At 73.1% G+C, this 12,567-nt stretch carries 10 protein-coding genes; 3 read left to right on the top strand and 7 right to left on the bottom strand.

Features of this window, described 5'->3' with window-relative positions; genetic code table 11:
- Window positions 1-25: 25 nt before the first annotated feature.
- The 7 genes from ACZ4Z2_RS21265 to fahA all read right to left on the bottom strand — a co-directional run bounded on the left by ACZ4Z2_RS21265 (window position 26) and on the right by fahA (window position 8,861).
- Entirely contained in the window at window positions 26-2,896 is a 2,871-nt protein-coding gene (locus ACZ4Z2_RS21265; protein WP_468078187.1) for a fumarate reductase/succinate dehydrogenase flavoprotein subunit, read from the bottom strand.
- A 34-nt stretch (window positions 2,897-2,930) separates the two neighbouring features.
- Window positions 2,931-3,692 carry an ABC transporter ATP-binding protein gene (locus tag ACZ4Z2_RS21260; RefSeq protein WP_468078186.1) on the bottom strand — a complete coding sequence of 254 codons (762 nt, stop codon included), beginning with the start codon at window positions 3,690-3,692 and terminating at the stop codon, window positions 2,931-2,933.
- Window positions 3,676-4,623 (bottom strand): ABC transporter permease, encoded by a 948-nt coding sequence (locus tag ACZ4Z2_RS21255; protein ID WP_468078318.1) that lies wholly within the window; start codon window positions 4,621-4,623, stop codon window positions 3,676-3,678. Before ACZ4Z2_RS21255 ends, ACZ4Z2_RS21260 begins: the two co-directional genes overlap by 17 nt.
- 101 nt (window positions 4,624-4,724) lie before the next feature.
- Window positions 4,725-6,092, bottom strand: a complete 1,368-nt coding sequence (locus ACZ4Z2_RS21250) for an ABC transporter substrate-binding protein (RefSeq protein WP_468078185.1) — start codon at window positions 6,090-6,092, stop codon at window positions 4,725-4,727.
- 27 nt (window positions 6,093-6,119) lie between these two features.
- Window positions 6,120-6,347: a 4Fe-4S dicluster domain-containing protein gene (locus ACZ4Z2_RS21245; RefSeq protein WP_037723925.1), complete on the bottom strand. Its 228-nt coding sequence runs from the start codon at window positions 6,345-6,347 to the stop codon at window positions 6,120-6,122.
- A 76-nt stretch (window positions 6,348-6,423) separates the two neighbouring features.
- Window positions 6,424-7,275, bottom strand: coding sequence for a GntR family transcriptional regulator (locus ACZ4Z2_RS21240; RefSeq protein ID WP_468078184.1), 852 nt, complete (start codon window positions 7,273-7,275; stop codon window positions 6,424-6,426).
- Window positions 7,276-7,634: 359 nt separating this feature from the next.
- Window positions 7,635-8,861: a fumarylacetoacetase gene (gene fahA / locus ACZ4Z2_RS21235; RefSeq protein WP_468078183.1), complete on the bottom strand. Its 1,227-nt coding sequence runs from the start codon at window positions 8,859-8,861 to the stop codon at window positions 7,635-7,637.
- Between the two features lie 231 nt (window positions 8,862-9,092).
- Here fahA and ACZ4Z2_RS21230 point away from each other — a divergent pair, with 231 nt between their 5' ends.
- From ACZ4Z2_RS21230 to ACZ4Z2_RS21220, 3 genes are all read left to right on the top strand, one after another.
- Window positions 9,093-10,376 (top strand): carboxylate--amine ligase, encoded by a 1,284-nt coding sequence (locus ACZ4Z2_RS21230; RefSeq protein ID WP_468078317.1) that lies wholly within the window; start codon window positions 9,093-9,095, stop codon window positions 10,374-10,376.
- A gap of 43 nt (window positions 10,377-10,419) precedes the next feature.
- Window positions 10,420-11,622 (top strand): FAD-dependent oxidoreductase, encoded by a 1,203-nt coding sequence (locus tag ACZ4Z2_RS21225; protein WP_468078182.1) that lies wholly within the window; start codon window positions 10,420-10,422, stop codon window positions 11,620-11,622.
- Between the two features lie 132 nt (window positions 11,623-11,754).
- Window positions 11,755-12,561 carry an HAD family hydrolase gene (locus ACZ4Z2_RS21220; protein ID WP_468078181.1) on the top strand — a complete coding sequence of 269 codons (807 nt, stop codon included), beginning with the start codon at window positions 11,755-11,757 and terminating at the stop codon, window positions 12,559-12,561.
- Window positions 12,562-12,567: the final 6 nt, after the last annotated feature.

Below are 12,567 nucleotides of genomic sequence, written 5' to 3'. Positions count from 1 at the left end.
CTGACGGGACTGACGGGCCGGAGGGTCACAGGGCCCGTGACGCGTAGGCCCTGACGTCGGCGTCCGAGTCCTTGGTGGCCGTGGTGAGGGCCGTGCGGGCTTCCTCGGTGGCGGTGTGGCGGGTCAGGGAGAGGACCGCGGCCTTGCGGACGTCCGCGTTGGCGTCGGCGAGGGCCCGGGCCAGGGCCGGGACCGCGGTGGCGGTGTCCGCGGCAGACAGGGCGGTCGCGGCGCCGGCCCGCACCTGCCAGGCAGGGTCGGACAGGTCGGTCACGGCTCGCGTGGCGAGGGGCGGCGGGCAGCCGACCGTGCCCAGCGCGCCGTAGGCGGCGGCGCGCACCAGGGCGTCGACATCGTCGACCAGGGCGGTGAGGGCGGTGAGCGCCGTGTGGGGCGCGGCCGAGTGGTTCGTGGCCGCCGTGGTGACCGTGGCCAGTGCCTTGGCGAGGGTCACGCGGACCTCGCGGGACGGGTCGGTGGTCGCCGCGTGGGCGAGTTCCTCGGCCGCGTCGACGGAGACGAGGGCGCGGACGGCCTCGATGCGGACCGCGGTGTCGGTGTCGGCCAGCGAGGCCGCGAACAGCGCCGTGTCGCCGAGGCGCAGGGCGCGCAGGACGTCCAGTGCGGCCGCGCGGACGACAGCGTCGGGCTCGGTCAGCGCGGCGGCCAGACCGTCGCGCAGGGCGGGCTCGGCCGGAAGCGTCTCGACAAGCTCCCGGAGGGAGGCCGCCGCCGCGGCCCGTACCTCGGCGGCGCCGTCCCGGAGCGCCTCCGCCAGGGCGGGGCCGGTGCCCGGCGGCAGTGTCTCCGTCAGGACGGCGACCGCCTCGCGCCGGACGGTGGGTGACGGGTCGGAGAGGTAGGGCCGCAGGGCGGGGAGTTCGGGCTGCTCATCGGCCAGGGCGACGAGTTCGAGGAGACGGGCGGAGGGATCGGAGGCCGTCCGGGGCGGCTCGCTTCCCGAGCCGGACGAGCCGGACGAGCCGGACGAGCCGGGCGGGCCGGGCGGGCCGGGCGGGCCGGACGAGTCGGACGAGGCGGACGAGTCGGGGCCGGCCTTCCCGGCCGCGTCCGTGTCCCCGCCCCCGCTCGCGTCCCGGGCCACCGGTGCCGCTTCCCTCGCGCCGGCCGTGGCCACGTCCTCCGGGTGGACCTCGCCCAAGGGGCGGGGCGGGCCGCCGACGGGGGTGAACTCCTCGACGGGGACCAGGTAGGGGGCCACGGGGCGGGCGGTGAACTCCATGGCGCCGGACGACGGGGACTTGTACAGGTCGAGGTGGTGGAACCACGAGGCGTCGTCGCGCTGGGGGTGGTCGAGACGGTCGTGGTAGAGGCCCCAGCGGGACTCGGTGCGGGCCAGCGACGCGCGGGCGGCCATCTCGGCGCAGTCGCGGATGAAGGTGACCTCGGCGCAGCGCATCAGCTCGTGCGGAGTGCGGGCCCCCATGGCGGCGATGTCGTCCCGCATCCGTTCGAACGCCTCCAGGGCGAGCGAGAGCCGGGCGCCGGACTTCGGCGGGGCCACGTAGTCGTTCACGAAGCGGCGCAGCTTGTACTCGACCTGGGGCTGTGGCGGGCCGTCCGGGTTGCGCAGCGGGCGGTAGACCAGCTCGTGCGCCTCGCGGAGCTGCGCGGAGGGCAACTCCCCCTCGTACGGGGCGTACTGGGAGGCGTCCGCGCCCGCCAGGTCGCCGAAGACGAACGCGCCGATCATGTAGTTGTGCGGGACGCAGGCCAGGTCGCCGGCGGCGTAGAGGTGTGGGACGGTCGTACGGGCGTGGTCGTCGACGCGGACGCCCGAGGCGGAGTGGCCGCCGCACAGGCCGATCTCGGAGATGTGCATCTCGATGTCGTGGGTGCGGTAGTCGTGGCCGCGGTTCTCGTGGAAGGTCCCGCGGGTGGGCCGCTCGGTGGAGTGCAGGATCGACTCCAGGGACGCGATCGACTCCTCGGGCAGATGGCTCAGCTTCAGGTACACCGGCCCCCGGTCGGAGGCGACCTCCGCCGCGAACTCGGCCATCATCTGGCCGGACCAGTAGTCGGAGTCGACGAAGCGCTCGCCGTGCCGGTTGACCTGGTAGCCGCCGAAGGGGTTGGCGACATAGGCGCAGGCCGGGCCGTTGTAGTCCTTGATCAGCGGGTTGATCTGGAAGCACTCGATGCCGGTCAGTTCGGCGCCCGCGTGGTACGCCATGGCGTAGCCGTCGCCCGCGTTGGTCGGGTTCTCGTACGTGCCGTACAGATAGCCGGAGGCGGGCAGGCCGAGGCGGCCGCAGGCGCCCGTCGCGAGGATCACCGCGCCGGCGCGGACCGTCACGAACCGCCCCGTGCGGGTGTTGAAGCCCGCCGCGCCCACCGCGCGCCGCTTCGCGCCCTCGCCCGCCGTCAGCACGCGCACCGGCATCACCCGGTTCTCGACACGGATCCGCTCCCGCATCTCGCGGCGCCGCAGCTGCCGGTAGAGGACCTTCTTGACGTCCTTGCCCTCCGGCATGGGCAGCACGTACGAACCGGAGCGGTGGACCTGCCGGACGGCGTACTCGCCCAGCTCGTCCTTCTCGAACTTCACCCCGTACGACTCCAGCCGCCGCACCATGTCGAAACCGCGGGTCGCGGTCTGGCGCACCGTGGACTGGTCGACGATGCCGTCGTTGGCGCGGGTGATCTCGGCGACGTAGTCGTCCGGTTCGGCGCGGCCGGGAATGACGGCGTTGTTGACGCCGTCCATGCCCATGGCGAGGGCGCCGGAGTGGCGGACGTGCGCCTTCTCCAGGAGCAGGACGTTCGCGCCGTGCTCGGCGGCGGTCAGGGCGGCCATGGTGCCGGCGGTGCCGCCACCGATGACGAGGACGTCGCAGGTGAGCTCTTCGGCGTCGGTGAGGGCGGGGATCTCCACCAGGGGGCCTTTCGGGAACCGGGGTGTCGGGGCGTCAGGAAGCGAGGGAGGTCAGGACGTCGTGGCGCAGGGCCGCCAGGGCGGGGGCGTCGTGGGCGGCGCGGTCGCGGGGGTGCGGGATGTCGCGTACGGCGGTCGGACGGCCGGCGCCGAGGAGGGCCACGCGGTCACCGAGGAACAGGGCCTCGTCCACGTCGTGGGTGACGAAGACGACCGTCGCGCCCGTGCCCGCCCACACCTCCACCAGCAGGTCCTGCATACCGGCCCGGGTCTGGGCGTCGAGCGCGCCGAACGGCTCGTCCATCAGCACGGCGCGGGGGCGCCCGGCGAGGGCGCGTGCCAGCTGAGCGCGCTGGCGCTGGCCGCCGGACACGCGGTGCGGCAACTGGCGGGCGTGCCCGGCGAGTCCGACCCTGTCCAGCCATGCCCCGGCCTGAGTGCGGCGTTCGGCGCGCGGCAGGCCCCGTATGGCGAGCGGGAGTTCGACGTTGGCCCGCAGGGTGCGCCAGGGCAGCAGGGCGTCCTCCTGGAAGACCAGGGCGCGGTCGGCGGAGGGGCCGTCGAGGGGGCGGTCGTCCTCCGTGAGCCGTCCGTCGAGCGGTGGCAGCAGACCGGCCAGCGTCCGCAGGAGGGTCGACTTCCCGCAGCCGGACGGGCCGACGACCGTGAGGATCTCGCCGGGGGCCACGTCCAGGTCCACGTCCGTGAGGACCACCGCGTCGGGACGGCCCAGGGTGGCGGCGTGGAGGGCGAGGCGGGTGCCGTGGGCGGCTCGGGTGTCAGACGAGGTGCTCATCACGTGCCTCCTCGGGCTCGGTCCGGGCCCGCCCGGCGGCCGAGCCGGAATCGGCCCTGGCCTGGGACGGGGCCTGGGCCCCGGCCTGGGACGCGGCCTGGGCGTCGGAATCGGGGACGGGCGTGGGCGCCGCGCCGGATGACGCGAGCGCGGGGCGGAACGGGCGCGGCCGGGGCGCGGGGGTGTACGAGGTGCGGGGCAGCCAGCGGGTGAGACGGCGGCCCACCAGTTCCACCGCCGTCGAGGTCAGCCAGCCGAGCACACCGATCGTGGCCATCCCGACGAAGACGCCCGGGTAGTTGACGATGGTGTAGTCCTGCCAGGTGCGGTAGCCGACGCCGTACTGGCCGGAGATCATCTCGGCGGAGATCACACAGATCCACGAGACGCCGATCCCGACCGACAGGCCGCCGAAGATGCCCGGCAGCGCGCCCGGCAGCACGACCGAGCCGAGCACCCGCCACCGGCCGCCGCCCATCGTGCGGACCGCCTCCTCCCACACCGGGGTGAGCGCCCGCACGGCGTGCCGGGTGGAGACCAGGACCGGGAAGAACGCGGCCGTGAAGGTGATGAAGACGATGCCCTGCTCGTTCGACGGGAAGAGCAGGATGGCGACCGGGACCAGGGCGATCGCCGGGATGGGCCGGATCACCTCCAGCACGGGCCCCAGCAGGTCCTCGGCGAGCCGGGAGCGGGCGATCAGGACGCCCACGGCCACACCGAGGACCGCGGCCAGGAGGAAGCCGGTCAGGATGCGGGTGAGGCTGTCGGCCAGATCCGTCCAGTAGTCGGGGCCCGACACCCGGTCCGCGAAGGCGTGCGCCACGTCCGTGACCGTGGGGAACTGCGAGAACCGCAGCCACAGGTCGACGTCCAGGCTGGTCAGCGCCTGCCAGAGGCCGAGGGCGGCGACGAGGGACACGGCGCGCAGGGCGTAGCGGACGGCGGGGCGGGGCCGGCCCCGGGCGGGGCGCCCCGCGGAGTGCGGGGCGAGCCCTCCCGGCCGGGTTCGCGCGGGTGCCTTGTCCCCGGTCACGAGGCCCGCTCCAGCGCGGCCGCGTAACTGATCACACGGGCTCCGGGGTGGGCGGTGGCGTACGCCTTCGCCGTGGACGGGGCCACGAAGGGGAGGAGCCGCCCGCCGTCGGCCACCCAGACCGCCTGGTCGGCGAACCACTGGGTGCCGGTCGTCGCGTCGGGCACGTACGCGGCGCGGATGCCGTCCTTGTGCCCGGCGACGTAGGCGAGCAGCTCGGCCGGGGTCTTGAACGTCTTCGTCTCCTCGGCGTCCTCGGGCCAGACCTCGCTTGCCGCCGGCGCCGGCGTCGCGGCCAGCCGCTTCGCGTACGACGCGCCCAGGGCCTTGCGGACGTACGTGTCGTCGACGAAGGCGTCCACGTCCACGTCGCCCGTCAGCTTCGCCGCCTTCAGGACCGGGACGTCCTTCTTCAGGGCGGCGATCAGGGCCGGCTTCAGCGCCGGGTCGAACGTGGCGATGCCGTGCGCGCCGTTGTAGAGGTAGACGACCTCCGCGGGCAGGCCCGTCGCCCCGGCGACCTTCTCGGCGGCGGCCACCGGGTGGTCGTCCAGGTAGTCCGTCGCCCTGGCCTGCGCCTTGAGGAACGCCTCCAGTACGGCCGGCCGCCGCTTCGCGAAGTCCTCGCGCGCGGTCACGCCGTGGAAGGTGGGCAGGTTCAGCTGTGCGCCGTCGTACAGGGCCTTCGCCTTGCCCTGGTAGGCCAGCAGGCCGGGCCAGGCGACGAACTGGGAGAGCGCGTCCGCGCTGCCGGCGGAGAGGGCGGACGCGCCGACCGCCGGCTGCTGGTTGAGCTTCTCGATGTCCTCGTTCGCGTCGAGGCCGGCGTCCCGCAGGGCACGTACGAGGGTGCCGTCGGCGGCCGACCCGACGCTCGTGGAGACCTTCTTGCCCTTCAGGTCCTCAAGGGTGCCCAGCTTCGAGCCGGGGGCCGTGACGATCGTGTTGAGGCCGCCGCGGAGGTTGTAGCCGGTCGCCGCGACCAGCCGGGTGGGCCGGTTGAGCTGCTTGCCGCGGGCCGCGTTGATGAGGAGCGGGAAGTCGCCCATCGAACCGATGTCTATCTTCCCGGCGGTCATTTGGGCGGTGATGGGGGCGCCGGTGGCGTAGTCCTGCCACTCGACCTTGTACCTCGTGCCGCCGCCGAGGGCGTTCAGCTCGTCCTCGAAGTAGCCGAGGGAGCGCAGGAGGGTACCGGCGGTGACGGTGTTGATGGTCTTGGACTGGTAGCCGACGGTGACGGTCACCGTGGAGCTGTCACCCCCGGCCGCCGCGCTGCCGCCGCAGGCCGTCAGCGGCAGCAGCAGGACGGCGGTGGCGGCGGCGGTGGCCGCCGTGGTGAACGGAGTGCGGTTGGAATTCATGGGAGTCGTGGCCTCTCACCGGGGCGTTCAGCGGAGCAGGTAGGGCATGTTGACCGTGACGGCGCCGGTGGGACAGCGGGCCGCGCACGGGCCGCAGTACCAGCACTCGTCGACGTGCATGTACGCCTTGCCGTTGCTCTCGTCGATGGCGAGGGAGTCCAGCGGACACATGTCCACGCAGAGGGTGCAGCCGTCGATGCACTTCGACTCGTCGATGGTCACGGGCACGTCGGCCCGCTGGGGCGCCACAGGCATGGCTGTCTCCAGGGAGGGGCGAAACAGGGGTGGCGAAGCAGGGGTTACCGGGTCACGGGGTCACGGGGTCGCCGCGTCACCGGGAGCGGTGCAGCAGGCCGCTCATGGAGATGCGGTCGCCGCGGAAGCGGATGAACTCCAGGTCGACCGGGGAGCCGTCGGCGAGGTGGGTGAGCCGTTCCAGCATCAGGACGGCCGAGCCGCGCGGGGCTTCGAGGACGGCGGCGGAGTGGGTGTCCGCGTTCACCGCCTCCAGGGTGATCTCGGCGTGCCCCAGGGGCCGGCCGGTGATCGTCTCCAGCAGGCGGAAGACGTCGGTGTTCTCCAGGTCGGCGCCGAGCAGCGCCGTGCCGAGGTCGAGGGTGGTGCTCTGGTCGAGGGCGCCCTGGTCGACGGAGCCTTGGTCGACGGCGGGGAGGGTGAGCGGGATGTAGGTCAGGTCGAGGGAGAGGGGGAGGCCGTTGAGGCGGCGCAGGCGTTCGATGTAGAGGACGTCGGTGCCGGGTGGAAGGCGCAGCCGGTCGGCCACGGGGGCGGGGGCCGGGGCGGGACCCATCGTGCGGACCTCGTTGGTGACCGTGCCGTGTTCGCGGAGGGTTTCCGCGAGGCCCATCAGACGGTCGAGGCCGTGGGGGTACTTCCGGGCGACGACGACCGTGCCGACGCCGGGGAGGCGGTCGACGAGACCCTCGGCGCGCAGGAGGTCCAGGGCCTCGCGGACGGTGTTGCGGGTCGCGCGGTAGTCGGTGGCGAGGACGGACTCGTGGGGGAGGGTGCCGGAGCCGAAGCCGCCGGTGAGGATCTGGCGGCGGAGGAGGTCGGCGAGCTGGCGTGCCTGGTCCGCGCGCAGCCGGCGACGTGCGCGGTGGGCGGCGACGGTGGTCGCGCCCTGGCCGGCGTGGTCTCGGATGCGGTCGGCGGGTGGCATGTTTCGAACCATACCGAGTTGGTGGGGAAAGCTTTGTTGCCGGAGTGTTGCGCCATCTGACGGGGTGGCGGATAGGGCCCTGACCTGGGTGTTCGTGGGGAGTGGGGGCAAGATCCGCCACCGGGGGTGTCCGGTGGGTGGGCGTCTGGTGGGGGGCGGGGGTGGCCGGTCAGCGGCGGGTGCGTGGTGGGGCGGGGCCGTGCCGGTGTGTCAGCCCGTCGCTCGGGGCCCTACTGCCCGGGGGGCCGGGGGAGCCGTTCCCTGTGCTTCTCCACGCGACGCGCTTGACACACCGGCACGGCCCCCCTGCGTGCGTGGGCGGCCCGGCCGGCGTGGCTCCGGCCGTCCCCCACCACTGCCTACGTGTCCTGCGGCGTGGACGGTGCGATCCTGCCTGTCACCTCGCCCAGGGCCACCCTCGTGCCGTTCGGGCCGGGCGCCCAGGCCGTGAGGGTCACCTCGTCGCCGTCCTCCAGAAACGTGCGCTTGCCGGTGGGGAGGTCGAGGGGGTCCTGGCCGTTCCAGGTGAGTTCCAGGAGGGAGCCGCGCTGGTCCGGGGCGGGACCGCTGACCGTGCCGGAACCGTAGAGGTCGCCGGTGCGCAGGGAGGCGCCGTTGACCGTCATGTGGGCCAGCTGCTGGGCGGCGGTCCAGTACATGGTGGAGAAGGGGGGCTCGGCGACCACGTGGCCGTTGACGGCGACGGAGATGCGGAGGTCGTAGCCGCCGGGGTCCTCGGTGGAGTCGTCCAGATAGGGGAGGAGGTCGTGGGCGCGGGCCGGTGGGGCCACGCGGGCCTCGTCGAGGGCGTCGAGGGGGGTGATCCACGGTGAGACGGACGTGGCGAAGGACTTGCCGAGGAACGGGCCGAGGGGGACGTACTCCCAGGCCTGGAGATCGCGGGCCGACCAGTCGTTGAGGAGGGTCACGCCGAAGACGTGGTCCCGGAAGGCGGAGAGGGGCACCGGATGGCCCATGCGGGAGGGGGTGCCCACCACGAAGCCGACCTCCGCCTCGATGTCGAGGCGGATCGAGGGCCCGAAGACGGGCGCCGCGTCGGCGGGCGCCTTGCGCTGGCCCGAGGGGCGTACCACGTCGGTGCCGGAGACGACAACGGTGCCTGACCGGCCGTGGTAGCCGATGGGCAGGTGCTTCCAGTTGGGGGTCAGGGGGTCCGGAGAGTCGGGGCGGAAGATCCGGCCGACGTTCCGGGCGTGGTTCTCCGAGGCGTAGAAGTCGACGTAGTCGGCGACCTCGAAGGGGAGATGGAGGGTGACGGCGGTGAGGGGGTGGAAGAAGGGGCTGATCGTCTCGCGGTGGGAGGGGACGGTCACCCAGGCGGTGAGGGCCCGGCGGACGTCCGACCAGGCGGTGCGGCCCGCGGCGAGGAGGGGGTTGAGGGTGGGGTGGGCGAGGAGGGCGGCGTACGGGGAGCCCAGGGCGCGGGCCGCCGCGGCCGCGTCGAGGACGTGGTCGCCCAGGCGGACCCCGACCGTGCGGGTCTCGGAGCCTGAGAGGGAGAAGACGCCGTAGGGGAGGTTGTGCGGACCGAAGGGGTCGCCCTCGGGGACGTCGAAGGGGGGCATGGGGTGCTGCCTCGCTCTCGTGCGTGCCGTCGTTCCGTCTGGTCGCGGCACACGTTACGGGGCGATGACGGGAACGGGGAGTGTCTAAAGAGTTCGCAATGTCCTGATAGGGGAGGGTCGGAGTGGATGATTCCGGCTTAGCGTCCTGTGGGGGCACGGACGGGGTGGGTCCGGGTCCGGTGAGGGGGACACGTGGGGGGACCCGTGGCCAGGGGCTCCGGGCATGCGCCGATCCCGGTGGATCGGAATGTTCCGGGGCTCATCGTCAAGTTCGGTGACTATCCGCTGCACCACGGCGGCGTCGGGGCGATCCGCAGCCTCGGGCGGCTGGGTGTGCCCATGTACGCGATCACCGAGGACCGTTGCACGCCGGCCGCCCTCTCGCGTTATCTGCGGCGGGCGTTCGTGTGGCCGACCACCGGGACCGAGGATCCTGAGCTGCTGGTGGAGGGGCTGCTCGGGATCGGGCGGGAGATCGGGCGGCCGAGCGTTCTCGTGCCGACCGACGAGGAGGCCGCGGTACTCATCGCCGAGCACCAGGACGCGTTGGGCGCGGTGTTCCTCTTCCCGCGCGTCGACGCCAAGCTGCCCCGTCGCCTCGCCAGCAAGCAGGGGTTGCACGAGCTGTGCGTCGAGCACGGGGTCGCCAGTCCCGCCGCCGCCTTCCCGCAGTCGTACGAGGAGGTCGAGCGGTTCGCGGGGCGGGCCCGCTTCCCGGTGGTGGCCAAGAACCGCGAGGCGTTCGAGCGGCGCCGGCAGCCCGCGGTCAACGGGACGACCCGGATCGAGAGCCCTCAGGCGCTGCTGCGGCTGGCCCGCGGGTGGGGCGAGCGGCCCGGGGTGATCCTCCAGGAGTACCTGCCCCGGGAGGACGCCGAGGACTGGATCGTGCACGCCTACTTCGACGCGGAGTCCACGCCGCTCGCGATGTTCACCGGGGTCAAGGTGCGCTCGTGGCCGCCGCACGCGGGGATGACGGCGAACGCGTACATCGTCGACAATCCGGAACTCGCGGACATCGCGGAGCGTTTCATCAAGCAGATCGGCTTCAGCGGCGTCATCGACCTGGATCTGCGCTTCGACCGGAGGGACGGGCAGTACAAGCTTCTCGACTTCAACCCGAGGATGGGCGCGCAGTTCCGGATCTTCGAGAACGAGGCGGGGATCGACGTCGTGCGCGCCATGCACCTGGATCTGACCGGACGCCCGGTGCCGGAGGGGGAACAGCTCGCCGGGCGGCGGTACATCGTGGAGAACATCGACCTGCCGGCCCTGCTCGCCTACCGGCGCAGCGGGTACACCACACCGCACGCGCCCGCCCGCGCGAGCGGTACGGAGCTGGCGTGGCTCGCGGGTGACGACCCGCTGCCGTTCCTCACGATGCTCGCGCGCTTCGTGCGACCGGGCGCCAAGCATCTCTATCAACTGTGGCGGGCCAACAGGGCCAACCGGGCCAACCGGGCCAACCTGTCAAACCGAGCCAGCCGGGCCAACCGCTTCGGCCTCCACGGCTAGGCAGCACACGAAGTAGGCACATCGCGTCCTGGGGAGGGACTTCGTGATTCAACCGGTAGCAGTCATCGGCGCCGGGCCGTTCGGTCTGTCCACCGCCGCCCATCTGCGGGCGCACGGCATTCCGGTCCGTGTCTTCGGCGAACCCATGGTCAGCTGGCGGGACGGCATGCCCGCCGGGATGCTCCTGAAGTCCACACCGGCCGCCTCCAGCATCGACGCCCCGCAGCGCGGCAACACCCTGCTCGACTACTGCGACGCGGCGGGCATCCGCCGGCTGGTGACGGACGAGGACATCATCCCGGTGGAGACCTTCATCTCCTACGGCGAGTGGTTCCAGCAGCGGGTCGTGCCCGAGCTGGAGCGGGTGCGCGTCGTCTCCGTCGACCGCGGCAAGGGCGGCGGCTTCGAACTGAAACTGGACTCGGGGGAGTCGTTCACCGCGCGGGCCGTCGTGGTGGCCAGCGGGCTGTTCGGGCTCGCGTACGTGCCGCCCGAGCTGGCGGGCGCGGCCGGGGACGGTCCCGCACCGGGCGGGCCGGTCTCCCACAGCTCCCAGCACCACGACCTCGGCGGGTTCGCCGGCAAGGACCTGATCGTCGTGGGGGCGGGGCAGTCCGCGCTGGAGACGGCCGTCCTGGCGGCCGAGGCGGGGGCCCGGGTACGGGTGGTCGCGCGGGGCCGGGGCGCGGTGGCGTTCGGGGCGCCGCCGTGGAAGCAGCCGAGGCTGCGGCCCCCGTCGCCGTTCGGGCGGGCCTGGTCGCTGTGGGCGCTCAGCTACTACCCGCACCCGTACCGGTACCTGCCCGCCGAGGCGCGGCACTACCTGGTCCGCCGGGTGCTCGGACCGCTCGGGGCGTGGTGGCTGCGCGAGCGGTTCGAGGGGCACGTCGAGGTGCGGGAGGTCGACCGGGTGGTGCGCGCCGGCATCATCGACGGGGGACCGCGGCTGGTGGTGCGGGGGCACGACGGGCGTACGGAGGAGATGGCCGCCGACCATGTCATCGCGGCGACCGGCTACCGGGTGGACCTCGGGGCGATGGGTTTCCTCGGGCACGAGCTGCGGACGGAGCTGGAGGTGAGCCGGGGGACGCCGGTACTGGGGGCGGGATTCCGGTCGTCGATCCCCGGGCTGTACTTCACGGGGCTGCCCGCGGCGGCCTCGTACGGGCCGGTGATGCGGTTCGTGTGCGGCACCGAGTACGCCTCCCCCCGGCTGGCCCGGCATCTCGCGGGGGCGCACGGCTAGGGTCTGCCCGCCCCGGGGGTCCTCCGCGTCCCTTTTCGGCACCCTTCTCCTGAACAGTGGTTCGGGAAAAGGGAGTTGACGTCGGCTGGTTCCGGGCGAACCGATGGGGGTCGGCATCCGTATTCTCTGATCATGGCCGCTCCCACCGCATATTCACTCATCGCCACTGACCTGGACGGAACGCTCCTGCGCAGTGACGACACGCTCTCCGACCGGTCCCTCGCCGCGTTGGCGCAGGCCACGGAGGCCGGTGCTCAGCACCTCGTGGTGACGGGACGGCCGGCGCCGAGAGTGCGCCCCCTCTTCGACGACCTCGGCAGCAGGGGGCTCGCGGTGTGCGGGCAGGGCGCGCAGTTGTACGACCCCGGCGCGGACCTGCTGCTCTGGTCCGTCACCCTCGACCGGGAACTCGCCGAGACCGCGCTCGGCAAGATCGAGGCCGAGGTCGGCCAGCTGTACGCGGCCGTCGACCAGGACGGGGTCGACGGCCTCACCTTGATCGAGCCCGGCTACCTCATGCCGCACCCCACGCTGCCCGCCCTGCGCGTGCCGCGCCGGGACGACCTGTGGTGCGAGCCCATCAGCAAGGTGCTGCTGCGCCACCCGTACCTCTCCGACGACGAGTTGGCGTCGGCGGCGCGGATGGCGGTCGGTTCGCTGGCGACGGTGACCATGTCGGGGCCCGGCACCGTCGAACTCCAGCCGTGCGGCATCACCAAGGCCACGGGTCTCGCCCTGGCCGCCGAGCACCTCGGCCTCACCCCTGCCGAGACCATCGCCTTCGGCGACATGCCCAACGACATCCCCATGTTCGACTGGGCCGCGCACGGGGTCGCCATGGCCAACGCCCATCCCGAACTCAAGGCCGTCGCCGACGAGGTCACCCTGTCGAACGAGGACGACGGGATCGCGGTGGTCCTGGAGAGGCTGTTCACCTGAGCGCGC

Source organism: Streptomyces sp. NPDC030183, from assembly GCF_055573455.1.
This window is presented reverse-complemented; position numbering and strand designations above follow the sequence as displayed.

Bases quoted from the DNA above. Each gene is read 5' to 3' on its own strand.
- ACZ4Z2_RS21260 (WP_468078186.1), bottom strand. From the start codon at position 3,692: ATGAGCACCTCGTCTGACACCCGAGCCGCCCACGGCACCCGCCTCGCC.
- ACZ4Z2_RS21250 (WP_468078185.1), bottom strand. From the start codon at position 6,092: ATGAATTCCAACCGCACTCCGTTCACCACGGCGGCCACCGCCGCCGCC.
- ACZ4Z2_RS21245 (WP_037723925.1), bottom strand. From the start codon at position 6,347: ATGCCTGTGGCGCCCCAGCGGGCCGACGTGCCCGTGACCATCGACGAG.
- ACZ4Z2_RS21240 (WP_468078184.1), bottom strand. From the start codon at position 7,275: ATGCCACCCGCCGACCGCATCCGAGACCACGCCGGCCAGGGCGCGACC.
- fahA (WP_468078183.1), bottom strand. From the start codon at position 8,861: ATGCCCCCCTTCGACGTCCCCGAGGGCGACCCCTTCGGTCCGCACAAC.
- ACZ4Z2_RS21220 (WP_468078181.1), top strand. From the start codon at position 11,755: ATGGCCGCTCCCACCGCATATTCACTCATCGCCACTGACCTGGACGGA.